Raw genomic sequence first — 21,655 nt, 5'->3', positions numbered from 1 at the left:
GTGACGGTTATCCACGCGGCTTGGGTCGTGCAGCTCCGTGATGGAACAGCCGCCCTCGTGCGACAGGCCGCCACCCAGCTCGCCGCCCAGTGGCGCGAGACGTTGATGCGCACGGGCCGCATCCGCCGCGACCCGCGCGGCTACACGCGGCTGGTCGGCACCATAGAACTCGATCTGCTGCACTCCGCCGTCACGTCGAGCCGCATGAAAGCAGCCCTGCTCTCGGAGTTCGGGATCGACGTTGGTGGTCTCGGCAAACACGACCGCGTGCTTGTCCTGCATACGCACATGCTGATTGACGGCCGGGGTCACGCCTCGTGGTCGGACCTGGAACGCGATCTGCGCGCGCAGTGGCCGGGACCGCGCCGCGTCCACGTAGCTCGCCTCTACGACACAGGCACAGTGACCGAGAACCTGAACACGTTGGCTGACTACAGCACCAAGTTCAAGTTCGTGTACTCGAAGGCCTTACTCGGCCAGAAGTCCGAATTCACCGGAGTGAAATACGAAAAGGCATGGTCCGAATACGTCATGAACGCGTATCGGGAGATTGGATTCGACAACCTTAAAATATCCACTCTTGATTCGCGCGCCAAAGGTTCCAGAGTGTACAGCGATTTGCCCGTTTCCGAAGGAGAAAATTCCGAAATCGAAGCATTCCAGTTAACACCAGACGCATCCAAGAATGAAGAAACAACAACACACGAACCTGCCATCAACAATGATGACGAGATAGACAAGGTAATCTTAGAACATATGAGAGCTATCGAGATACTTCCGTACATCAACTTGAACAAGATGACTGTAAAGACCCTGGGAGAGCTGTGCGATGCACTGGATCGCATGAGCGCGGGAACTTCCCGGGAATACCAGCTACACGTTCAGTATGGTGACGAAGAGGCAGACCTCAGGATCAAGCAGGCCCGCGTCGATCTTGAGCACACCAGTGCAGAGGTCGAGCGCCTGCGTGCCGAAGCGGCCAAGGACTACGCCGCTGCCGAAGCCGACGACCTCGGGTCATGATGCCCTCTACTCCTGATGATGCGCATCACCTGTGTGGGAGCCCAATCCCCGCCGCGCGGAGCTGGGATTCCTCTCGCGTTGAGCACCGCAGCGATAGCGCGGAGCGTATCAACTCCGTCGCCGCGGAGTGCGTCGATTACCGGACCCACGTCTGCCGCCCGCCTCGCGGCTCGCTCTCGGCGCACCCGCAAGCTGACCTCGCGACCCAGCACGCTGTCGCGCCGCAGATTCGCACCATCCCCGCCCAGCGTAACACCCCGCGCCGCTGCCGCCGCCAGCGCGGCCTTGGTGCGCTCGGAGATGGCCTTTGCCTCATGCTCAGCGACAGCCGCCAGGATATGAACTGTCAGCCGCTTCGCCTGTGGGAAGTCCGCGGCTACGAACTCCACGCCGCTCTCCATCAGGGTGGCGACGAAGGCAACGTTTCGTGCGAGCCGGTCGAGCTTGGCGATGACGAGAGTGGCGCGGTGGAGACGGCACAACCGCAGGGCCTCCGCGAGCTTCGGCCGGTCTGACCGTCTCCCGCTCTCGACCTCGACTACCTCTCCGACGAGCTTCCACTGGCCGCCGTTGAGGTAGTCGCGCACGGCCTGCTGCTGCGCCTCCAAGCCGAGGCCCGACATCCCCTGACGCCGCGTGCTGACCCGGTAGTAGGCGACGAAGGAGCCCTCGGGCACGGCGCGATTCCATTCTGTTGGTAGTGATGTCGGACACTACAAATGTAACGGAATTGCTCCGGGTGCAAGGCGTTGCAATCGCCGGTCCTGGTTCCGCGCCGGATCGCAGTTACCCGTCCGTGAACCGGCGTGCCGCCGCCTCAGAGCAGATCAACCTCAACGAGGAAGGTGCTCTTCACGAAAGATCGGCTACACGCGCAGTACGTCCTCCCGGCCGACCCCGTTCAGGGGTCCCTCAACCTCACCGACGCAGCCAGCAGGAATCAGAGAGCCTGATGAAGTACGCGGTTAAGAAGCTCACGATGTCAGACCTGACGTACTTCGAGCAGCAGTTCCGCCGGTACCAGACTGCGGCTCGCGCAGTTGGTGAGCAGGGCAGTAAGCAGAAGGCGATCAACCTCAACGCGGACGTGCTTGTCGATGACCTGTTCCCGCTCACCCGGGGAACCGGGAACAAGCAGCGGTTCAATATGCCGCTATCGATCTACGGGCCGGGCCTGCGGCTGCTCCCGCACGCTCTGAACGGCAAGATCATCTCTCCGGGCGGCGGCGGAAAGAACTGGCGGCTGAACGGGCAGCTCGTTGCGAATCCGGACTTTGATCCCACGCGCTACGATGGTCTCGCTCCAGGCGATCTGGCAGTCTTCGGCTTCGAGGGAGATGTAGCTCCCACTGAGGTCCTGCTCGTCCTCGTCTCCCAGAACGATCCAGACGACGCCTCCATCAATGCCGCGCTTTCGGCCTACCTGGGCAACCGCAAGATGGCCGCCATGGACGCGGCGATTCTCGCGCCCATCGTCGCACTGTCGGCTGATCAGCACCCGATACGGGAACTGCTTGACCCGGAAGCAGACGTGGCCCTGGAGGATGCAGCCCTCGGGTCATCCGAGGGGGTTCGCCGTCTCCGGAGGCGCGGCGCAAGCCGGCGCATGTCTGCCGAAGCGCTTCAGCAAGCTCGCGCGCGGGCCGAGGCAGTCGGTCGCTCGGGCGAGGTCCTGATCGATGACTGGCTTCAGCAGGAGGTGGCAGCTTCCCGCCTCCGAACCGCGACTTGGATCGCGGATGTGAACGCGGTCTCTTCCTGGGACTTCGAGGTCGAGGGGACGGACGGCACCAAGCAGCGAATCGAGGTCAAGGCCACGAGTGGCGACTTCTCGCGGCACATCCACATCTCGCAGGCCGAGATCGAGAGCGCAGCCGAGCGTGGGGCACGGACGGACCTGTACCGCCTTTACGGCCTAACCAACGACACGGCGACACTGCGAATCTGCAAGGACATCGGCGGCTTCGCCGCGGAGATCCTGGCCGCGGTCGCCGGCCTGGGTGAAGGGATCGTTCCGGACGGCTACACGGTAAGGCCGGAGCGGGTCGGTACCTGGGACCCTCCGATTCAGATCCGGCTCTCTGATGATGAGGACTGACTACTCCGCGGCAACCGCAGGTGGTCCCTGGAGCAACGTGCAGGCGCGCGCGAGAGCAGCACGAATCGTCAGTGCGAGCTTCTCGGCCATGAGAGGAGGCACCGCGTTCCCAATCTGTCGGTAGGCCGGGTTCATAGTCCCGCAGAACACGAAGCCGTCCGGGAAGCTTTGCAACCGGGCGGCCTCTCGCACGCTGATGACGCGCGCTTGGCGGCTGTCGTAGTGGATATGCGAGTAGGTGTCCTTCCCGATGTGCGCCATCAGTGTGCGGGACGGAAAGTCGGGCCGGAGCTTCCACCACCGATTCGGGAAGGTGTGAACCGGGTACGGAGGCACCATCGCCCGGTAGATCGTCTGCTTCTCGTCCTCCTTCAGCCTTTTTCCGCTTCTGCGTTCCAGATTGGCGATGTGCTGTCGCCAGAGATTCACGGCTGTCGCGTGAGCCGCGGGGTACTCGCCGCCGTTCGGCATCTCGCGAAAGATTGAGGCGTCCCGGGGCAGATACCTGATGACGTGATCCCGCACCCCATCCACGGGCGCTTCGAACCCAGGCCACTCGCGCATCCGGCGCGCGTAGGTCGAGATGCTGGCGATCTCAGGGTATGCGGCTGGCTCATCAAGGCGACGCGCCCCGCGGCGGAGCTTGCCCTCAAGATGGAGAGTGATGGGCGCGAGATCGCCAAGGGCATCCCGGCACGTCACGGGTCCCGGTAATCCTTGGTCGCCGTGGTCGGCCTCTACGAAGCCGCCTCCGCCGAAAAGATCGATGTTTCGCAGGGCGACAGAGCGCGTTCCATCGTAGCCGGACGGCAGGATCATGTGATGGGTCGCCCGTGGGAACTCGACCTCGACACCGAGATCCTTGTGTATCGCTATGAGGAATACACGGTCCCGCATCTGGGGGACGCCGTGGAAGGCGGAGTTGATGAGGCTGTACCGAGCTTCGTAGCCAAGGTCCTCAAGAACCTCGGCAACCTCGCCCATCACGTTGTGCCCGCCGTAGTTCAATACGTCGGGGACGTTCTCCATGAGAATCGCGAGCGGCTTCACAGCCCGAACGAAGTGGACATAGCGCAGGTACAGGTTGCCCCGCGGGTCGATCTTGAACGCGGACGGGTGATCGGCCACCTCACGGAGCTTCGCGCGCCCAACGCGGGCGTAAGCTTGGCAGGGTGGTCCGCCTACAACCACGTCGAACGCCATATCGACACCGCCGAGCTTCAGCTCCTCGGTGATCTCTCCGGGTTCCAGAGTGGTGATATCCCGCGCACGCCCATGAAGTTCGCGTTGCGCGCGGCCAAGGCCATTGTGGAAGTTCAGAGCGTGGGTTCGCGCCGCGATCTCATCGATCTCGACCGCCGCGTTGATCTGGAAACCAGCACTGCTGAAGCCAAGCGAGATGCCTCCGCAGCCGGCGAAGAGATCCAGAACGCGCGGACGCTGCCCGCTTTGAAGCCTAGCCAGCTTCGCCTGGATGACCCCCGTCTTCTTGATCCGTGCCACCTGTCTCGCCCATTCCGAGAAACCGAGCGATCCGCTCACGGAGCAGCTTATCGTTCGCTGTCTCGCATTCCCAGATCGTGAGCACCTGCCATCCACCGTCCCGGAGCGCCTGATGATTCCGCGCATCTCGGGCGACGTTGGAGTCGAACTTCCGCTGCCAGAACTCCGTGCGGCTCTTCGGCGTGTACGCGAACCGGCAGTTTGGATGACGGTGCCAGAAGCAGCCCTGGACTTCGATGACCCTCCGACGCCCGCGCATGACGATATCGGGTCGGCCCGGCAGATCCTTCACATGGAGACGGTAGCCCACATGAAGATCCCGCAGGATCTTCCTGACCAAGATCTCGGGCTTCGTGTCACGTCCGCGGATGGAACTCATCATCCGGCTGCGTGTCTCGGGTGGGACGATATCTGCCAACGCGTGGAGATCCCTCCCTGCCGGCTCGGAGCAATCCGAACCGACATGCAAGTGTCCCTATACGGCGTCCCTACTGTCCCTAGCGAACCATTAAGTTATTGATTTTGCTGGGGTGGTCCGCATTTCGAGTGCGGTGCATTCAACCGCTCTGCCACCTCTCCGCAAGGTGCCTCGATGAGACGGGCGGTGCGTAGCACGCGCGGTCCGGCTTCACAAGCGAGACGTCGCGCGCCGGCGCCAGCTCAGACCACCACGGTGATCGCCTGCGCGGCGCGGGTCAGGCCGGTGTAGAGCCAGCGCGCCCGGTGCTCGCGGAACGCGTAGGATTCGTCGAACAGCGTCACCCGATCCCACTGCGACCCCTGTGCCTTGTGCACCGTCAGCGCGTAGCCGTAGGTGAACTCGTCCGTCTCGCGTCGCAGGAACAGCGGGATCTCCTCGTCCGTGCCGGAGATCATCGCGCGCAGCACCTTGATGTCGGTGGGCTTCCGGCGGAGCGCCGGGTCGTCCTCCGGCACCACGTCGAGGCGGATCAGGTCCGGACGCGGCGGCGCGCGCAGGGCCTGCACGGTCCAGGTCGAGCCGTTGAGCAAGCCCTTCACCCGGTCGTTGCGCAGGCAGACCAGCTTCTCGCCGATCGCCGGCATCGGGTCCGTGTGGCCCGCGAGTTCCCGGAGCCGGGCATTGTAGAGGCGGCGGGTCTTGTTCAGACCGACCAGAACCTGGTCGCACTCGAGCACCTCGGCCGGATCCAGGGCGCGGCGTGACACGATCCGGCTCTGCCCGTAGCTGCCGAGCTCCAGCCGGCCGCCCTCGCGCACCGTCATCGCCATGCGGACGATCGGGTCGTCCTTGGCCTGCCGGTGGACCTCGGTGAGCATCACGTCGGGCTCCGCCTCGGTGAAGAAGCCGCCGCCGCGCACCGGCGGCAGCTGCGCCGGGTCGCCCAGAACGAGGACCGGCCGCTCGAAGGACAGGAGATCGTTGCCGAGGTCGGAATCGACCATCGAGCACTCGTCGATGATGATCAGGTCCGCCTTGGCGGCCGGGCCCGACCGGTTCAGCGTGAAGGTGGGCCCGCCCTCCTCCGCCTCCTTGGTGCGGTAGATCAGCGAGTGGATCGTGGCGGCGTCGTAGCAGCCCTTCTGGCGCATCACCGAGGCCGCCTTGCCGGTGAAGGCCCCGTAGACCACCGTGCCGTCGACGTCCTCGGCGATGCGGCGGGCGAGCGTCGTCTTGCCGGTGCCGGCATAGCCGAACAGCCGGAACACCTGCGATCCCCCGTCCCGCCGCCACGCGGCGATCGCCTTCAGCGCCGCGTCCTGCTGCGGCGCGTAGGCGGCCGGCAGACCCGCACTCACGGCCAGCGCACAGTCGGCGGCATCGAGGAGAGGATGGAGGCGACGTTGCCGCCCGTCTTCAGGCCGAAGATCGTGCCCCGGTCGTAGAGCAGGTTGAACTCCACGTAGCGGCCCCGCCGCACCTGCTGCTCGTGGCGGTCCGCCTCGGTCCAGGGCGTGCCGAGATTGTCGCGCACGATTTTCGGGTAGGCCTCCAGGAAGGCCTGGCCCACGTCGCGGGTGTAGGCGAGGTCGGCCTGCGGCGTCCCGCTCCAGAGGTAATCGTAGAAGATCCCGCCGATGCCGCGCGGCTCGTTCCGGTGCTTGAGGTGAAAGTACTCGTCGCACCACGCCTTGTAGCGGGCGTGATCGATGCCGTGCGCCGCGCAGGCCCGCTCCAGGCAGGCGTGGAAGTGGCGGCTGTCGGGATCGTCCTGCGTGCGGCGCCGGTCGAGCACCGGCGTCAGATCGGCCCCGCCCCCGAACCACGCCCGCGTCGTGGCGACGAACCGGGTGTTCATGTGCACCGTCGGCACGTGCGGGTTCCACGGATGGGCGATCAGCGAGATGCCGGTGGCGAAGAAGCGCGGATCCTCGGCGGCGCCGGGCATCTGGGCGCGGAATTCCGGCGCGAACTCGCCGTGCACCGTCGAGATGTGCACGCCGGCCTTCTCGAAGACGCGGCCCCGCAGCATCGCCATGACGCCGCCGCCGCCCGGCCGCCCGGTATGGTCGGTCCGGTTCCACGGCGTCTTCTCGAACGTCCCCGGGGCCTCGGGCGCGTCGGGGTGGAACGGACCCGCCGCCTCCGCCTCGAGGGTCTCCAAGGCGGCGACGATCCGGTCGCGCAGCGTCTCGAACCACGCCGCGGCCTCGGACTTCATGGCCGTCACTTCGGCCTCGGAGGGAGGCGCAGCGAGGGCTGCGCGCGCGTCGTCCGGCATCGTCATGGCACAGGCTTTTCCACCCTGCCGGGCGCACGTCAATGCGGTCGCGACCCCGCGTGACCGCGCCGGCCTCCCGCGCCGGCCTCCCGGCCGCGGACCGCCGGCCTACGCGGGCGCCGACCGCTCGCCGACGGGCTTGAGCAGCCCCGTGGCGGTCGCCACCAGTTCCCCGGCCTCGTCGCGGATCTCGGCCTCGCAGAAGATCACCGACCGCCCGGCCCGGGTGACCCGTCCCTCGGCCGTCAGGACGCCGCGGCCGGGCGCGAGGAAGCGGGTCTGCATGTCGAGGGTCACCACGGGGCGCCCCGCCCGCAGCCGCGCCGCCGTCCCGAGGGCGACGTCGAGCAGGGTGCAGAGCGCGCCGCCATGGGCGATGCCGAGGTTGTTGGCGTGCTCCGGTCGCAGGGGGAGGCGCAGCCGCGTCCGGCCCGCGCGGACGTCGAGCGCCTCGATCCCGCAGTAATCCACGAACGGGATGGTGGCGCCGAAGACGGTGCCCGGTTCCGATTGCTGGTCCACGTCGATCGCCCCGGCTCCTGCCCCGCCCGGATCCTTATCGCCCGGCCGCCCCCGAGGCCATGACCGGACCGCCGCAGATCACGTGACAGTCGGGCCGAAACGTTCGTCCCGCCCCGACCGGCTCACGGGCCGTCCCGGCGGGCCCCCGCGTGAAGTTCTGCGCCTCTCATCTGACCGGAGACGGATCTTCGCAGAGGAAGCCGGCGGCGAGATCGCGGCAGAAGGCATAATCGATGCCCGTCCGCGTAGCCCGGTCTCATCCAACCTCGGCTCCGGGGTGTCGGTTTGCTCCACCGTCGATTTCAGCTCGACCCTCGGTTTGAATAATATGCGTGTTCATGGCGGGGGCATTGTGTAGGGAAATGCTCGACGACGACTTGATTTTGCTGCACAGACGTTAGAACCGTCTCACCACGGTCAGATAGAGGGAATCATCGATGGACGACAACGCCACTGAGCAGCAGCAGACCTTTATCGAGCAGGCGTCCGACATCGTCTCGGCGTACGTCTCGAACAACTCCGTGCCGATCAGCGAATTGCCCGGTCTGCTCGCCGGCGTTCACGCCGCGCTGACGAAGCTGTCCGCCCCCGCGGCGGCCGTCACCGAGACGGCCGACAAGCCGACGCCGGCCCAGATCCGCAAGTCTGTGACACCGGACGCCCTGATCTCGTTCATCGACGGCAAGCCGTACAAGACACTGAAGCGGCACCTGTCGCGCAACGGCCTGACGATCGAGCAGTATCGCGAGCGCTTCGGGCTGCCGCGCGACTATCCGTCGACGGCCGCGAGCTACTCGGCCCAGCGCTCGGAACTCGCCCGCAGCCTCGGCCTCGGCCAGCAGCGCCGCAAGTCCGCCGCTCCGGCGCCGGCTCCCGAGCCCGTCGCGGAGGCGACCGAGAAGCCGAAGCGCGCCAGCCGCTCCCGCAAGGCCAAAGAGACGGCCTGAGACCGCCCGACGCAGGCCCGAGCCCGGCACCCGCCCGGGGCTCGTGGATACCGGCCGGCGCGCGCCCCGCGCGCCGGTCCGTTACGCGAAGTCGGCGAGGTCGTCGGCCACGTCGCCCGCGGCGATCTCCGTCTCGGCCCTGTGCCGCTCGTCCGGCTCGGCCTCCGCCTCGGTCCTCCCGGGCCGCGGCACCGGCCGCTCGGGCACCGGCGCGGGCTCCGGCCGCGCCTGATCGGCCTCCGCCTCGGGGAATCGATCCGTCACCCGCCCCGCCATGCTGCGCGCTCCCCGACCCGACGACCGGAGGGCAAAGCGCGGACGGCCCTCCGCGTTCCGCCCAGGGCGATCGCGCCGGCTTGATCGGGCTGGCCGGAGGGGAGATCCGGGGGGTCGGCGCTGTCGGAGCGGACGCGCCCGACGGGCCTCCGGCATCGGCGACGGAATGCCCGATGATCGACACACCCGGGCGGAGACACGCCGCGCCATGCTGAGAGGCACCGCGAGGCGCCGAGAGGCGTCGCGATGCGTTGAACGGCCGGACAGGCCGATCGGGAGCGGGATTTGGGCAATCGCTACGGGCTGGAGATCCGCGCCGCCGCGGGGGCCGATGCCGCGGGCCTCGCGGCCCTGCTGGGCGAGGCGGGGGTCTCGGTCGGTGCCGCCGACCTCGCGGCCCGGCTCGAAGCCCTGCAGCGGGACGGCGGCAGCGCCCTCGTCGCCGTGGAATGGGGACCGCCGAGCGGCGTCATCGCCGTCGCCCCCGTGCGGACCCTCGACGCGCCGCGGCCCTTCGGCCTGATCACCGGCCTCGCGGTCGCCGCCGAGTCCCGCCGCCGCGGCATCGGACGGGTCCTGCTGAAGGCGGCCGGCCGGGCGGCGCGGCAGGCGGGCTGCGACCGGCTGCTCCTGGCCGCGGGGCCGGACCAGGAGGCCCTGCGCGCCTTCTGCGCCGCCGCCGGCTTCGCCGCAGAAGGGACGATGCTCGCGCGGCCGCTGCTGAAGCGGGGCGCCGGGGACGGGTGAGATCCGCGACATCCTGGCCGAAGCCGACACGGCTCACTGGGCGTTGATCTCGGAGAGTGGAGCCCCCCGATGACGCTGCGATCCGAGACCCCGCCGCCCCCCGCGAACCTGCCCGTCGATCCGCCGCCGGATTCCGAGGCGCCGACCGCCGCGCAGCTCAAGGGCGACATCGACAGCGGCCGCACCGCCGACAAGACCCCGCACATGGATATCGGCGCGGCCCCGCTCGGGACCTGCGAGGAGGCCGGCGGGACGCCGCCGACGCCCCGGGAGGTCCGGATCGCCAGGCAGAACGAGCGGGCGCCCTCGGAGCGGGTGGCCCAGGGCTACCCGCACCAGCGGCAGCCCTGGGTCCTGCCGCTCTACGCCGGCCTCATCGTCGCGGCCGCCGTGGGGCTCGGCCTCGTGCTCTGGCTGACGCGCTGACGGCGGGGCCGGGGCGGAACCGGGCCGGTACCATCCTGGCGCAGGACGGCACGGTCGCGGCGGAGGCGGCTTAAAGGTCGATTCACGTCGATGCGGTTAGCGTGACCTTACTGCAGTCTTGCGTAACCGATCCTCCATGCCCCCATCCGTCGATGCTCCGCCGGACCTGTCCGGGCTCCTCGAACTGTCGCGCATCGAGAATCTCGATCTCAAGCCGGTGATCCTCCGGGTTCAGACGGACCTGTTCGTCCGGGCCGCGGCCCGGGACCGGACCGAGATCGAGATCTTCGAGTCCCTGGCCTGCGGCCTGATCCCGACGGTGGACGAGGAGACCGCCCGGGTCGTGGCCCGCAAGCTGGCCCCCTGCCCCGAGACGCCACCCGCGGTGCTGGAGGCGCTCGCCCTGCGCGGCGGCGGCGCCCGCGACGCGGTGGTGGAGCTGGCCCCGACCCTGAGCCACCGCCTGATCGAGGCGGCCCTGGCCGAGGGGTCGGACATCGCCGCCCGCATCGCCGCCCGGGCCGGGCTGAGCCGGGAGGCGGTGGACGAGCTGTCCCGCGAGGGCCGCCCCGAGATCGACCGCGCGCTGGCGGCCAATCTCGGCCACACCCTGCGGGGCGCGGCCCTGTCGCGGCTCGTGGATCGCGGCCGCGGCGCCCCCGACCTCGCCCGGCTGCTGCTGGTCCGGCCCGACGTGTCGGCCGCCGACCTCGTGCCCCTGTACCTGCACGCCGACCCGATGCGCCGCACGGTGATCGGCCGGGCCGTGGAGGCGACCGCCGCCCTGCGCCCCTGCCCGCCGCCGCCCCGCGGCCTCGGCGAGACCCTGACCGGCCTGTCCGCGGCCCGCGACGTGCCGGCCTTCATGGCGGCGCTGGCCGACGGACTCGGCCTGCCCCGCGATTTCCTGACGGTGGTCGCCGACGCGAGCGCCCGCTACGATCTGCTGACCCTCGGCCTGCGGGCCGCCGGCCTGCACGAGGAGGAAGCGGTCTACATCTTCCTGACCCTCAACCAGGGGGTGGCTCGCTCGGCCGAGCGCGTGGCCGACCTCGTCCGGCTGTTCCGCACCGTGAGCCGCCCCGCCTCCCGGGACCTGATCGCCGCGATCCTCGACCGGCCGCTGGCCGAGCGCGGGCGGAGCGAGGCCCACCAGCCGGCGCACGGCCCGGAGGCCAAGCTGCGCCAGGGCGCCGAGCGCGTCGCCGCGCAGCGGCCGCCCGTGCCGGCGCGGGCCCGGACGGCGAGCGGCGGGGAGCCGGCCTGACCGGCCGGCCGTCAGCGCGGCTCGGTCCGGAGATCGCCCTTCGGACCACTCTTCGGATCGCTCTGCGGCTCGGCGCCCCGCCAAGCGGGCTGCCGGTCGGTCTCCTGCAGGGTGTCGTTCGAGGGCGGCGCCTCCGCGGCGCGGCGGCTCAGCTCCGCCATCAGGCCGCGGGCCAGCACGGCGCGCACCGCCCGGTCCCGGGTCTCGGGCGGGACCGCCTCCAGGGCGGCCGGCACGACCGCCTGGGCGCTCGGGACCGCCCCGGCGAGCTTACGGGCCTCCGCGGCCGGATCCGCGCCGGTGCGAAGCATGGCGAAGTAGGAGAGCACGCCGATCACCAGCGCGGCGCGCAGCAGGACGGTCATGAGACGGTTCCTCCGCTCGAGATCGCGCGAAGCATTCGACGGATTTCGTGAACCGGGCCTCTACCAACCCGAGCTTTCCCGCACGATGGTGAACGAAGCTTGTTCGCGATCGGCTGGTTACCTCGCGGAAAGCATCCCGACCATTCGGACAAGTCCCGCAACACTCGTTTAAGCCGGCTCTGCGACCGTCCGGTAGTCGTTCGAAGTCGAACCGGAGGCGCGACGGATGCGGGAACGCAGCCAGCGCGACGCGTGCCAACCTTGACCATCAAGACTGTCCTGACGTCTCTGATCGACGACCGGCTCGCGGGTCTCGTCCACGAATCCGTGGCCGACAATCCGGCCGCCCGTGCGCGCCACCAGCGCTTCCTGGTGTCGCGGCTGGCGACCGGCGCCGTGATGATGGCCGGGCTGCCGCCCTACCTGCTCTGGCGGGGGGTGCCGTCGGGCTTCGAGGTCCTGGCGATCGCGAGCCTGCTGCTGCCGGTCCTCGCCGCCGTCCTCCTCACCCGCACCGGCTCCCTCTGGGTCGCCCACGCGGTCTCGTCGGCGGGCCTGACCGGCCTCGTCGTCGCCCTGGCGGGCGTCACCGGCGGCGTCACCTCGCCCGCCGCGGTCTGGCTCGTGGCGATCCCCCTGGAGGCGCTGGTCTCCGGCTCGCTCCGCGCGACGATCGCGGCCGCCGCGATGGCGGTCCTCGGCGTGCTGGCCGTGGTGGCCCTCGGGGCCTGGGCCGGCTCCCTGCCGGTCATGGACATCTCGGCCGCGATCGCCCTGCCGGCCTTCGCGATCACGGCGATCGGCCACGTCGCCGCCCAGGCCCTGGAGCACATGCGCAACGAGGGCGTCTGGCGCGAGCGGCTGCGCGACAACGAGGCCCGCGACCGGCTGCTGCTCTCGGCGATCGACGACCTCGTGACCTGGCACGACCGCAACGGCCGCGTCCTGGAGGCCTCGGTCTCGGCCGTGCGGCTCCTCGGCAGCGACCCGGCCCGGCTGCGCGGCCACGGCCTGCTGGAGCGCGTCCACGTCGCCGACCGTCCGGCCTTCCTCAAGGCGGTGAGCGACGTCGCCGCGACCGGGCGCCCCGCGACGCTGCCCCTGCGCCTGCACGTCGAGCCCGAGACCGGCCGCGCCGACGGCGCGAGCCTGATCTACGCCGAGATGCGCGCCCACCGGATCGAGCACGGCCCGCACGACGCCGCCATGGCGGTCGTGGCGGTCACCCGCGACATGACCGAGCACCACCGGCACGCCGCGGAACTGGAGCGCGCCCGCGCCGAGGCCGAGCGGGCCGACGCGATCAAGGGCCGGTTCCTGGCCAACGTCACCCACGAGTTGCGCACGCCGCTCAACGCGATCATCGGCTTCTCCGAGGTCCTGGCGGGCGAAGGCGCCGTCAGCCTCGGGCCGGTCCAGGCGCGGGAATATGCCGGCATCATCGGCGCCTCCGGCCACCACCTGCTCGGCGTCGTCAACACGCTGCTCGACATGAGCCGGATCCAGAGCGGCAACTTCGACTGCGCGCCCGAGACCTTCGACGTCGCGGACCTGCTCCGGGGCTGCTGCGACCTGATGCGGCTGAAGGCCGACGCCGCCGGCGTCGCCCTCACCGCCGCCCCGTCGGGACCGGTGGAGATCACGGCCGATCCCGCCGCCTGCCGGCAGGTCCTGATCAACCTCATCTCGAACGCCGTGAAGTTCACCCCGTCGGGCGGCCGCATCGACCTCTCCCTGCGGCGCGGCGCGGGCAGCCTGGACATCGTCGTGGCCGATACCGGCGTCGGCATCGGCGCGGACGACCTGCCCAAGCTCGGCACCCCGTTCTTCCAGGCCGGGAGCGGCGGCTACAAGCGGCAGCACGAGGGCACCGGCCTCGGCCTGTCGGTGGTCCAGGGCCTCGTCGGCCTCCACGGCGGCTCCCTGCTGATCGAGAGCGCCCCGCAGGCCGGGACCGTGGTGACCGTCACCCTGCCCCTCGTCTGCCAGGCCCCCGCGACCGCGCACGGCCCGGCCCCGATCCGCACGGCCGTGCGGGGCGCCCCGGCGCCGCGCCGCGTGGTGCGCCTGCCGCTCGGCCTGTTCGACGCGGAGCCGGGCCCCGCCGCGGCCCCGGCCGAGCCGGTCCTGCGCCGCACCGGCTGACCCGAAGATCCCCGGAAGGAGACATGATGTCAGGCTACCGCGAGATCACCGTACCGGGCGAACCCGGCCGCGCCCGCCGGTCCGCGCCGCGCCGCGCCGCGGTCCAGGGCGACTGGCGCGCCGTGCTCGTCGGCGCGCTGAAGGCGACGGGCGCCACCTGCCGCACCAGTCCGGGCACCGTTCTCGGCAGCCTCGTCGCCCTCGGCGCGGCGGGCTTCGTCTGCGTCAACGCCCTCGGCTACCAGACCGGGCGCCACCCGGCGCCGATCCTGCCGAAGCTCGCCCAGAAAGCGCCCGCCCCCCGCGAGGCGGCGCCGGCCGCCAAGGAGGCCACCCGGGAACCCGCCCGGGAACCGGCCCGGGAGCCGGTGCGCGTCGTCGAGGCCGACCGTGCCGCCGCACCGCTCCAAGCCAAGCCGGCGGCCCGGGACGCGATCGGCGAGCTGATCCGGTCCGAGGAGACCACCGCCTCGGTCACCCCGAAGGCGTCGCCGGTCCGGCCGGCCGCCAAGCCGACCCCGAAGGACACGAAGGACACGAAGGACGCGAAGGACGCGAAGGCGGCCAAGCCCGAGAAGGACGGCGATCCGGTGCTGCGCGCCCAGAAGGCGCTGTCGAAGCTCGGCTACGCGGTGAAGCCCGACGGCGCGATGGGTCCCGGCACCCGCGCGGCGATCGAGAAGTTCGAGCGCGGCGCCAAGCTGCCGGTGACCGGAGAGGCGACCGGCCGGACCCTGCGCGAACTGGTGGCGCGGGCGGGCCACGGCTAGCGAGACCCGGCGGCAACCCGCGCCGGAGGGGCGGCGCGGGTGCCGATCGTCGCGACAAGTCGGTGCGCCGCCCCTCAGTACTGCGTGCCGGTGAACCGGCAGATCGTCTTGCAGCGCGGGCCGCCATTGGCCTGCCAGGACTTCGCGTGGCCGATCGATCCGGTCATGTCCTGCGTGGGATTACCGCCGGGCCGATGCACGACGATGTTGCAGGCATCGCTCGGGGTCCGCTGGTAGCGCGGGCAGGACGTGGAGTCGCGGTTGCCCAGTAAATCCATGAGCGTCTCCGGACGGGCGTGGGCCGACGGCACAACACCGCACAGGCAGGCGACGATCAGCGTCGCGCGCGAGGTCATTCTCCGCATCGGAGTGCTCCTTAAATCATCGTGAACTGCGAATTCGGGCGCCCTTTGCTCAGTTAATCAGCAAAAAATACTGTAGATGTGCGCTGACGCACACGGATCAATCCTTTTTTAATCCCGAAGAATACTGGTTTTTCTGACGGAATATTTTGCGCGCTGAAGCGTTCATGCCAGATGGCCGACGCGGCGCGTCCGCGCTGGCCCGCGCTTGCCCGCGCCGGCGCTTTCGCGCATGGCGGAGGCCGCACCGCTCCGAGCCCGCGGGGTTCGAGGGACGACCGCCGCGTCGGACCGCCTCCCGCGGCGAGCCGAGGTTCACAGGGCTACAGACGCATGCGCCTGCGCTCCGATTTCTGGGTCTCGGCCCATCTGCGGCGCCTGGACGTCGCGGGCATCCCGGCCGTGCTGCGCCGGCGCGGGTCCGCGGAGGCGGGCGCGATCTTCGTGAAGGTCGACCGCCTCGACGGCAGCGCCGATCTCTACGGACCGGCGCCGCAGGCCCTGTTCGAGGCCGAGGAGAGCGGTGACCGCCGTTTCACCGCGATCGTCACCGGCGGCAGCCCGCTCGACGTGGAGGAGCGCCTGACCAAGGAGATCCGGTTCGATTCCGATCTCTGGATCATCGAGATCGACGACCGCCAGGGGCGGCATTTCCTGGATCTGGCGGAGTAAGGTGAAGGCGCGCCGACCGTCTCTGCGAGCGAGAGCGAAGCGACCCGGAGGCGCCACGCCGACCGATGGCGCGCCGCCCTGGGGTCACTTCGCCCCGCTCGTGAAGACGAGAGCACAGCAAACGCCGCGCGGCGCTCCGCACCGCGTGACAGTGACGGGGCCGATCAGCCCTCGATGATGCGCTCGTCGAGCTTGCGATCGACGGTCTCGACGGTGCGGTCGATCTCGGCGTTCGGCTCGCCGAGCTGGTGCGAGATCAGCTTCACCAGAAGGTCGACCCGCTCGATGTAGGGCGCGCCGTTCGCCACCGCCCGCGCCGCCGAGGACGGCTTCAGCAGGCTCTCGGCGGCCTTGGCGTACTTCTCGAACGGCACTTGGTCGGCCGGGTCGGCGCCGAGCTTCCGGGCGATGCCGTCGACGTGGTCGTAGATCGCCCGCGAGCGCGCCAGGTCGCCGTGGACGGCGTCGTGGATCGATTGCGGCTCGCCCGGGGTGATGCAGCGGTAATTGCCGGTGAGCAGCATCGACCACTTGGCGAGCGGCACGAACAGCGAGTCGAACACCTTGAGCTTCACCGGCACGTCGTGCCCGTCGAGGCGCACGGCGTCGATGTCCGCCTCCAGCTCCCGGAGCAGCCGGTTGTGGGCCTCGTCCGCGAAGGTCGCGGCCTTGAAATTCGTCGGCAGGCCGACGTGGAGGACGTTCGCCTCCTCCTCCGGCGGCCGGAAGGCCTGCGGATCGGGGGAGCAGAGCGACACCAGCCCCGGCTCGAACCGGTCCCACACGCCGGCATTGGTGTAGGCGTCCTCGAGGTCCATGGCGGCGAGCGCCGGGATCCGCTTGAGGTAGGGCAGCGGCGGCATGTTCATGATCGACAGGCACGGCAGCCTCGCCGCCGCGATCTTGATCATCAGGACGCGGATCGTGTGGTTGTTGTACTGCGGCTCCTGCATGGCGAGGCCGACGAGGTCGTAGCGCGACACGTCGACCTCTTCCGGCGGCATCGCGTCGACCTTGCCGGGCAGATCGCGCGAGTGGATCGCCCGGTGCTCCTTCTCGTCGCGCAGCTTGATGCGGACCTCGGTCCCCTCGCGGTTGATCAGGTCCGCGGTCTTCCGCCGGCACACCAGGGTCACGTTGTGACCGGCCATCAGGAGCTTGGTCCCCAGGAGCGAGCCGTAGGAGGCCCCCAGGATCAGGATGTTTCTGGCCACGTCTTTCCTCCCCAGCATTGAAGACTTGCTGTGTGTTGTCTGGCTGCTGGGAACAGCGCGTCCACGCCACGCCCCGAGCGCACACGCGATGGATGGCAGCCGGGCGAGAGGAAGGCAAGCCTTCTGGTATACCTAATCCCAAACCCTTTGTGAGGCCCCGCCGGTGACAGGCGGGGCGATCCCTATCGTCCGCACCTGGGATCTCCACAGGGCCGAGCCTCCGGGATCTCGCGCTGGGCGGTCTCGGACCGCGGACGGCGACCGCTCCGCCCGCGTGCCCTAGCCCCAGAGCTCCGGCGTCGGCGGGTGCATCAGGCTGCCCTCGTAGCGCAGCGGCGGGTCACGGTCGCGGGCCAGCAGCAGCGGTCCGTCGAGGTCGACGAACTCCGCGGCGTTGGCGAGCAGTGCCGCCGGCGCCATGCCCAGCGAGGTGCCGAGCATGCAGCCGACCATGATCGAGAGCCCCCGGGCCCGCGCCTCGCGGGCGAGGAGCACCGCCTCGGTCAGGCCGCCGGTCTTGTCGAGCTTGATGTTGATCGCGTCGTAGCGCCCGGCCAGCGCGTCGAGTCCGGCACGGTCGTGCAGGCTCTCGTCGGCGCAGACCGGCACCGGGTGGGGGATCTCGGCCAGCAGGGCATCGGCGTCGGCCGGCAGCGGCTGCTCGATCAGCGCGACGCCCGCCTTCAGGCAGGCCGCGAGGTTGGCCTCGACGTTCTCGGGCCGCCACGCCTCGTTGGCGTCGACGATCAGCCGGGATTCCGGCGCGCCGGCCCGCACCGCGGCGATGCGCTCCGGATCGCCGTCCCCGCCGAGCTTGACCTTGAGCAGCGGCCGGTGGGCGGCCTTGCGGGCGGCCTCCGCCATGCTCTCCGGCGTGCCGAGGCTCAGCGTGTAGGCGGTGATCGCCGGCCGGGGCTCGGCGAGACCCGCGATCTCCCAGGCGGGGCGGCCCTGGCGCTTCGCCTCGAGGTCGAACAGCGCGCAGTCGAGGGCGTTGCGCGCGGCGCCCGCCTTCATGCGGGCCATGAGCGCGTCCCGCTCGATCCCGGCGGCGATCGCCTCTGCCTGGCCCTCGATCAGGGCGCTGACGCTCTCGACGCTCTCGCCGTAGCGCGGATAGGGCACGCACTCGCCGCGCCCGACCGCGTCGCCGTCCGCGATCGTCGCCACCACGACGGCGATCTCGGTGCGGCTGCCGCGCGAGATCGTGAAGGCGCCGGCGATGGGAAAGCGCTCGACGGCGAGGGTCAGGCGGCGCGCCATGTCAGGCCTCCGGGAAGTCGGCGACGATCCGGTCGACCAGCCCGTCGACGCCGAAGCGCACCGGGTCGGTGGCGGGCAGGCCGTGCTCGGACGCGAGCTTGTCGAGGAGGGCCCGCGCCTCGCCCTCGGCGAGCGCCTGCGTGTTCACCGCGATGCCGACCGGCCGGATCGCCGGGTTGGTCAGGCTGCCGAGCTGCACGGTGAGGTCGATCACCTGCCGGATGGTCGGCAGCGGGTGCTTCACGCCGCGCATGTTGGTGCGGGTCGGCTCGTGGCAGACCACGAAGGCGTCGGCCTGCGCGCCGTGGAGCAGGCCGAGGCTCACGCCCGCGAAGGACGGGTGGTAGAGCGAGCCCTGGCCCTCGATCAGGTCCCAGTGGTTCGGGGCGGCTTCGGGCGCGATCGTCTCGACGGCGCCGGAGATGAAGTCGGCCACGACGGCGTCGATGGCGACGCCCCGGCCGGAGATGAACACGCCGGTCTGGCCGGTGGCGCGGAAATCGGCGTCCAGGCCGCGCGCGCGCATGCCGCGCTCCAGGGCCAGCACGGTGTACTTCTTGCCGACGGAGCAGTCGGTGCCGACGGTGAGCAGGCGCCGCCCGGCCCGCTTGGTGCCCTTGCCGGTGGGGAAGCGCTCGTCGGTGTGGCGGACGTCGTGGAGCTGGCGGCCGCGCCGTGCCGCGGCCTCGGCGATGGCCGGGACCGTGCCGAGCTTGACGTGCAGGCCGCTCGCCACGTCGAGCCCGGCCTCGATCGCCGCGACGATCTCCTTCACCCAGTGGTCCGGCAGCACGCCGCCGGCGTTGACGACGCCGATCACCAGGGTCCGGCAGCCCTTCGCCAGGGCCTCGGCCAGGGTCATGTCGGGGATGCCGAGATCGGCGGCGCAGCCGGGCAGGCGCATCTGGCCGACGCACCACTCGGGGCGCCAGTCCTTGATCCCGTAGGCGGTCTTCGCCGCCAGCGTGTCGGGCACGTCGCCCAGGAACATCAGGTAGGGCGTGGCGATCTGCATCGGTCGAGCAACCTTCTCCGGGAGGCCGGCGGACCGTCTATGCGGGATCGCGGGCGCCCGGCGCAATGCACGAGGCCGGCCAGGCGCGCAGATGCGGCCGCATCCCCAACATGCCGGGCCTGCACACCGTCGTCGCGGGCGCAGCGAGGCGACCCGGGCATTCGCGGCGCTCGGGGACCGCGCTGCCCCGGATAGCTTCGCGGCGCTCGCAGGGACGGCGCGGTCGTCGCCTCAGGCTTTCGGCGCCTGACGATCCCGCTCAGGCGGCGCGTCGTCGCGCCACCCCCGCCTCGTTGGCCACCGCGCCCGCCGGCGACAGCACGCCGGTCGCCCGGACCATCCCCGCGGCGCCCGCCAGCGCCCCCGCGCGCAGCTCGAGACCGAGGAAGCGCGCGCGCTCGAACGGCCCCGGCAAGGTCAGGCCGTCCGCGAGCGCCCGGTCGAAGCCGAAGCGGGCGTAGTAGGGCGCGTCGCCGACCAGCAGCACGGCGCCGTGGCCGAGGGATTCGGCACGGCCGAGCGCCGCCTGCATCATCACCGAGCCGAGCCCCTGCCCCTGGATCGCCGGATCGACGGCGAGCGGGCCGAGCAGCAGCGCCGGGCGGGCGAGCCCGGCCTCGACGTGCCACAGCCGCAGGGTGCCGACGAGGCGCCCCGCCCGGGTCGCCGCGAAGGCGAGGCCGCGGGCCGGCAGCCGGCCCTCGCGCAGGCGCTCCGAGGTCTTGGCGCGTCGATTGCCGGGAAAGCACGCGTCGAGCAGGCGCTCGCGCGCCGGGACGTCGTGAAGGTGCTCCGCGCGGATCTCGATCATGGCTGTGCCCTCCCCGGGCCGGCAAGCGGGAGAAGCGATGGATCGTCTCGGCGAGCGATCAGGGCTGGCCGCCGCTTCCGGAGAAACGGCAGCGGCCCTTAACGCAGCGTGACCGCAGGGTGGTTCCAGACGCACGGGATCCGTGCGTCCGCCTCCTGCCGCCTGTCACCCGCCGGGAGCAGTCTCGGAAGGAAGCCGCCCGGAGTGTCCCGGGCGGCGCGCGCGATCAGATCACGATCTGCTGAAGGGGCGGGAAGCCGTTGAAGGCCACCGCCGCGTAGGTCGTGGTGTAGGCGCCCGCGCCCTCGATCAGCACCTTGTCGCCGATCGAGAGCGAGACCGGCAGCGGGTAGAGCTGCCGCTCGTAGAGCACGTCCACCGAGTCGCAGGTCGGGCCGGCGATGACGCAGGGCTCGGTCGCGTCCCCGTCCCGCGCGGTGCGGATCGGGTAGCGGATCGCCTCGTCCATGGTCTCGGCCAGCCCGCCGAACTTGCCGATGTCGAGGTAGACCCATCGGACCTCGTCGGCATCCGCGGACTTGCGCGACACGAGAACAACTTCCGCCTCGATCAGGCCGGCATTGCCGACCATGCCGCGGCCCGGCTCGATGATCGTCTCGGGGATCTGGTTGCCGAAATGCTTGGTCAGGCCCCGGAAGATCGCCTCGCCGTAGCTCTCCACGCCCGGCACCGCCTTGAGGTACTTGGTCGGGAAGCCGCCGCCGAGATTGACCATCGACAGGCCGATGCCGCGCTCCGCGCACTCGCGGAAGACCGCCGCCGCGGAGCCGAGGGCCCCGTCCCACGCCTCGGTGTTGCCCTGCTGCGAGCCGACATGGAACGAGATCCCGTAGGCCTCCAGCCCCTGGCGGTGGGCGTGCTCCAGCACGTCCGCGGCCATCTCGGGCACGCAGCCGAACTTGCGGGACAGGGGCCAGTCGGCGCCCGCGCCGTCGCAGAGGATGCGGCAGAACACCCGGATCTCGCCGGCCGGCACGTCCACGGCCTCGGCGGCCCGGGCGATCTTCTCGACCTCGGCCTGGCAGTCGACCGCGAACAGGCGGATGCCGAGCTTCAGGGCGCGGCCGATGCAGCGCTCCTTCTTGATGGTGTTGCCGAAGGAGATCCGGTCGGCGGTGGCGCCGGCGGCCAGCACCATCTCCATCTCGGCGACGGAGGCCGTGTCGAAGCACGAGCCCATCTCGGCGAGAAGGCGCAGCACCTCGGGAGCCGGGTTCGCCTTCACGGCGTAGAACACCCGGGTGTCCGGCAGGGAGCGCGCGAAGGCGGTGTAGTTGTCGCGCACGACGTCGAGGTCGAGGACCATCACGGGGCCCTCGTCCTGACCGAGGTCGCGGCGCACGCGCAGGTAGTCACGGATGCGGTCGGTCATGGTCGTCTCCCGGCACGGGTTCGCGGGCGCCCTACGCGGGGCGCGCTGTCGAAGATGACGGCCTGACAGGCCGCCGGCGTCAGGGGGCGATGCGTCGCGCGGACCCACGCGCTTTGGAGACGCGTGCGTCAGTG

23 protein-coding genes are annotated in these 21,655 nt (G+C 70.5%); 9 read left to right on the top strand and 14 right to left on the bottom strand.

All coding sequences use genetic code 11. The annotated features are described in order from the left end of the window. Entirely contained in the window at window positions 1–1,023 is a 1,023-nt protein-coding gene (locus ACTJK8_RS21185) for a hypothetical protein (RefSeq protein ID WP_440762464.1), read from the top strand. Here the strand turns inward: ACTJK8_RS21185 and ACTJK8_RS21180 are convergent. Further along, window positions 987–1,700, bottom strand: coding sequence for a recombinase family protein (locus tag ACTJK8_RS21180; RefSeq protein ID WP_440762463.1), 714 nt, complete (start codon window positions 1,698–1,700; stop codon window positions 987–989). The genes ACTJK8_RS21185 and ACTJK8_RS21180 overlap by 37 nt on opposite strands. A 275-nt stretch (window positions 1,701–1,975) precedes the next feature. Between ACTJK8_RS21180 and ACTJK8_RS21175 the strand changes: the two genes are divergently transcribed. Next, window positions 1,976–3,121 (top strand): protein NO VEIN domain-containing protein, encoded by a 1,146-nt coding sequence (locus tag ACTJK8_RS21175; protein ID WP_440762462.1) that lies wholly within the window; start codon window positions 1,976–1,978, stop codon window positions 3,119–3,121. Here ACTJK8_RS21175 and ACTJK8_RS21170 read toward each other — a convergent pair whose 3' ends face one another. The 5 genes from ACTJK8_RS21170 to ACTJK8_RS21150 form a co-directional block, all read right to left on the bottom strand. Further along, complete coding sequence (locus tag ACTJK8_RS21170) at window positions 3,122–4,624, bottom strand: DNA cytosine methyltransferase (protein ID WP_440762461.1); 1,503 nt, start codon at window positions 4,622–4,624, stop codon at window positions 3,122–3,124. Then, window positions 4,578–5,042 carry a very short patch repair endonuclease gene (locus ACTJK8_RS21165; protein ID WP_440762460.1) on the bottom strand — a complete coding sequence of 155 codons (465 nt, stop codon included), beginning with the start codon at window positions 5,040–5,042 and terminating at the stop codon, window positions 4,578–4,580. Before ACTJK8_RS21165 ends, ACTJK8_RS21170 begins: the two co-directional genes overlap by 47 nt. Window positions 5,043–5,284: 242 nt before the next feature. Next, on the bottom strand, window positions 5,285–6,403 hold the full coding sequence (locus ACTJK8_RS21160) for an ATP-dependent DNA helicase (protein ID WP_012321591.1): 1,119 nt from the start codon (window positions 6,401–6,403) through the stop codon (window positions 5,285–5,287). Continuing rightward, on the bottom strand, window positions 6,400–7,332 hold the full coding sequence (hemF, locus tag ACTJK8_RS21155) for an oxygen-dependent coproporphyrinogen oxidase (protein ID WP_440762459.1): 933 nt from the start codon (window positions 7,330–7,332) through the stop codon (window positions 6,400–6,402). Before hemF ends, ACTJK8_RS21160 begins: the two co-directional genes overlap by 4 nt. Before the next feature lie 102 nt (window positions 7,333–7,434). Beyond that, entirely contained in the window at window positions 7,435–7,848 is a 414-nt protein-coding gene (locus ACTJK8_RS21150; protein ID WP_012321589.1) for a PaaI family thioesterase, read from the bottom strand. Between the two features lie 437 nt (window positions 7,849–8,285). Between ACTJK8_RS21150 and ACTJK8_RS21145 the strand changes: the two genes are divergently transcribed. Further along, entirely contained in the window at window positions 8,286–8,795 is a 510-nt protein-coding gene (locus ACTJK8_RS21145; protein ID WP_012321588.1) for a MucR family transcriptional regulator, read from the top strand. Window positions 8,796–8,876: 81 nt separating this feature from the next. Here ACTJK8_RS21145 and ACTJK8_RS21140 read toward each other — a convergent pair whose 3' ends face one another. Next, the gene (locus tag ACTJK8_RS21140; RefSeq protein ID WP_244413120.1) at window positions 8,877–9,059 is read right to left on the bottom strand and encodes a hypothetical protein; all 183 of its coding nucleotides are present in this window, start codon (window positions 9,057–9,059) and stop codon (window positions 8,877–8,879) included. A 297-nt stretch (window positions 9,060–9,356) separates the two neighbouring features. Between ACTJK8_RS21140 and ACTJK8_RS21135 the strand changes: the two genes are divergently transcribed. The 3 genes from ACTJK8_RS21135 (at window position 9,357) to ACTJK8_RS21125 (ending at window position 11,511) form a co-directional block, all read left to right on the top strand. Beyond that, on the top strand, window positions 9,357–9,818 hold the full coding sequence (locus tag ACTJK8_RS21135) for a GNAT family N-acetyltransferase (RefSeq protein WP_012321586.1): 462 nt from the start codon (window positions 9,357–9,359) through the stop codon (window positions 9,816–9,818). Between the two features lie 69 nt (window positions 9,819–9,887). Further along, entirely contained in the window at window positions 9,888–10,244 is a 357-nt protein-coding gene (locus ACTJK8_RS21130) for a hypothetical protein (protein WP_012321585.1), read from the top strand. A 136-nt stretch (window positions 10,245–10,380) separates the two neighbouring features. Continuing rightward, on the top strand, window positions 10,381–11,511 hold the full coding sequence (locus ACTJK8_RS21125) for a DUF2336 domain-containing protein (protein WP_012321584.1): 1,131 nt from the start codon (window positions 10,381–10,383) through the stop codon (window positions 11,509–11,511). A gap of 11 nt (window positions 11,512–11,522) precedes the next feature. On the opposite strand, the gene ACTJK8_RS21120 is transcribed toward ACTJK8_RS21125, so the two are convergent. Beyond that, window positions 11,523–11,876: a hypothetical protein gene (locus tag ACTJK8_RS21120; RefSeq protein WP_012321583.1), complete on the bottom strand. Its 354-nt coding sequence runs from the start codon at window positions 11,874–11,876 to the stop codon at window positions 11,523–11,525. A 252-nt stretch (window positions 11,877–12,128) separates the two neighbouring features. Between ACTJK8_RS21120 and ACTJK8_RS21115 the strand changes: the two genes are divergently transcribed. Continuing rightward, window positions 12,129–14,021, top strand: coding sequence for a sensor histidine kinase (locus ACTJK8_RS21115; RefSeq protein ID WP_012321582.1), 1,893 nt, complete (start codon window positions 12,129–12,131; stop codon window positions 14,019–14,021). Between the two features lie 26 nt (window positions 14,022–14,047). After that, window positions 14,048–14,791: a peptidoglycan-binding domain-containing protein gene (locus ACTJK8_RS21110; protein WP_182179488.1), complete on the top strand. Its 744-nt coding sequence runs from the start codon at window positions 14,048–14,050 to the stop codon at window positions 14,789–14,791. 74 nt (window positions 14,792–14,865) lie between these two features. Here the strand turns inward: ACTJK8_RS21110 and ACTJK8_RS21105 are convergent, their stop codons facing one another. Beyond that, window positions 14,866–15,156 carry a hypothetical protein gene (locus tag ACTJK8_RS21105; protein WP_012321580.1) on the bottom strand — a complete coding sequence of 97 codons (291 nt, stop codon included), beginning with the start codon at window positions 15,154–15,156 and terminating at the stop codon, window positions 14,866–14,868. A gap of 330 nt (window positions 15,157–15,486) precedes the next feature. Between ACTJK8_RS21105 and ACTJK8_RS21100 the strand changes: the two genes are divergently transcribed. Beyond that, complete coding sequence (locus ACTJK8_RS21100; protein ID WP_012321579.1) at window positions 15,487–15,825, top strand: DUF1491 family protein; 339 nt, start codon at window positions 15,487–15,489, stop codon at window positions 15,823–15,825. Between the two features lie 164 nt (window positions 15,826–15,989). Here the strand turns inward: ACTJK8_RS21100 and ACTJK8_RS21095 are convergent, their stop codons facing one another. The 5 genes from ACTJK8_RS21095 to ACTJK8_RS21075 all read right to left on the bottom strand — a co-directional run bounded on the left by ACTJK8_RS21095 (window position 15,990) and on the right by ACTJK8_RS21075 (window position 21,521). Then, window positions 15,990–17,039: a ketopantoate reductase family protein gene (locus ACTJK8_RS21095; RefSeq protein WP_012321578.1), complete on the bottom strand. Its 1,050-nt coding sequence runs from the start codon at window positions 17,037–17,039 to the stop codon at window positions 15,990–15,992. Window positions 17,040–17,318: 279 nt separating this feature from the next. Then, complete coding sequence (gene dgcA, locus ACTJK8_RS21090; RefSeq protein ID WP_024828674.1) at window positions 17,319–18,302, bottom strand: N-acetyl-D-Glu racemase DgcA; 984 nt, start codon at window positions 18,300–18,302, stop codon at window positions 17,319–17,321. A gap of 1 nt (window position 18,303) precedes the next feature. Then, entirely contained in the window at window positions 18,304–19,317 is a 1,014-nt protein-coding gene (gene dgcN, locus ACTJK8_RS21085; RefSeq protein ID WP_012321576.1) for an N-acetyltransferase DgcN, read from the bottom strand. A gap of 259 nt (window positions 19,318–19,576) precedes the next feature. Beyond that, the gene (locus ACTJK8_RS21080; RefSeq protein WP_024828675.1) at window positions 19,577–20,128 is read right to left on the bottom strand and encodes a GNAT family N-acetyltransferase; all 552 of its coding nucleotides are present in this window, start codon (window positions 20,126–20,128) and stop codon (window positions 19,577–19,579) included. Window positions 20,129–20,354: 226 nt separating this feature from the next. Then, on the bottom strand, window positions 20,355–21,521 hold the full coding sequence (locus ACTJK8_RS21075; RefSeq protein WP_024828676.1) for a type III PLP-dependent enzyme: 1,167 nt from the start codon (window positions 21,519–21,521) through the stop codon (window positions 20,355–20,357). Between the last annotated feature and the right edge of the window lie 134 nt (window positions 21,522–21,655).

Origin of the sequence: Methylobacterium sp. 22177, from assembly GCF_052045615.1 — a bacterium.
Taxonomy (GTDB): Bacteria; Pseudomonadota; Alphaproteobacteria; order Rhizobiales; family Beijerinckiaceae; genus Methylobacterium; species Methylobacterium radiotolerans.
This window is presented reverse-complemented; position numbering and strand designations above follow the sequence as displayed.

Coding starts and splice junctions, on each gene's coding strand:
- dgcA (WP_024828674.1), bottom strand. CDS start 18,302: ATGGCGCGCCGCCTGACCCTCGCCGTCGAGCGCTTTCCCATCGCCGGC.
- ACTJK8_RS21100 (WP_012321579.1), top strand. CDS start 15,487: ATGCGCCTGCGCTCCGATTTCTGGGTCTCGGCCCATCTGCGGCGCCTG.
- ACTJK8_RS21175 (WP_440762462.1), top strand. CDS start 1,976: ATGAAGTACGCGGTTAAGAAGCTCACGATGTCAGACCTGACGTACTTC.
- ACTJK8_RS21080 (WP_024828675.1), bottom strand. CDS start 20,128: ATGATCGAGATCCGCGCGGAGCACCTTCACGACGTCCCGGCGCGCGAG.
- ACTJK8_RS21130 (WP_012321585.1), top strand. CDS start 9,888: ATGACGCTGCGATCCGAGACCCCGCCGCCCCCCGCGAACCTGCCCGTC.
- dgcN (WP_012321576.1), bottom strand. CDS start 19,317: ATGCAGATCGCCACGCCCTACCTGATGTTCCTGGGCGACGTGCCCGAC.
- ACTJK8_RS21145 (WP_012321588.1), top strand. CDS start 8,286: ATGGACGACAACGCCACTGAGCAGCAGCAGACCTTTATCGAGCAGGCG.
- ACTJK8_RS21075 (WP_024828676.1), bottom strand. CDS start 21,521: ATGACCGACCGCATCCGTGACTACCTGCGCGTGCGCCGCGACCTCGGT.
- ACTJK8_RS21105 (WP_012321580.1), bottom strand. CDS start 15,156: ATGCGGAGAATGACCTCGCGCGCGACGCTGATCGTCGCCTGCCTGTGC.
- ACTJK8_RS21125 (WP_012321584.1), top strand. CDS start 10,381: ATGCCCCCATCCGTCGATGCTCCGCCGGACCTGTCCGGGCTCCTCGAA.
- ACTJK8_RS21120 (WP_012321583.1), bottom strand. CDS start 11,876: ATGACCGTCCTGCTGCGCGCCGCGCTGGTGATCGGCGTGCTCTCCTAC.
- ACTJK8_RS21110 (WP_182179488.1), top strand. CDS start 14,048: ATGTCAGGCTACCGCGAGATCACCGTACCGGGCGAACCCGGCCGCGCC.
- hemF (WP_440762459.1), bottom strand. CDS start 7,332: ATGACGATGCCGGACGACGCGCGCGCAGCCCTCGCTGCGCCTCCCTCC.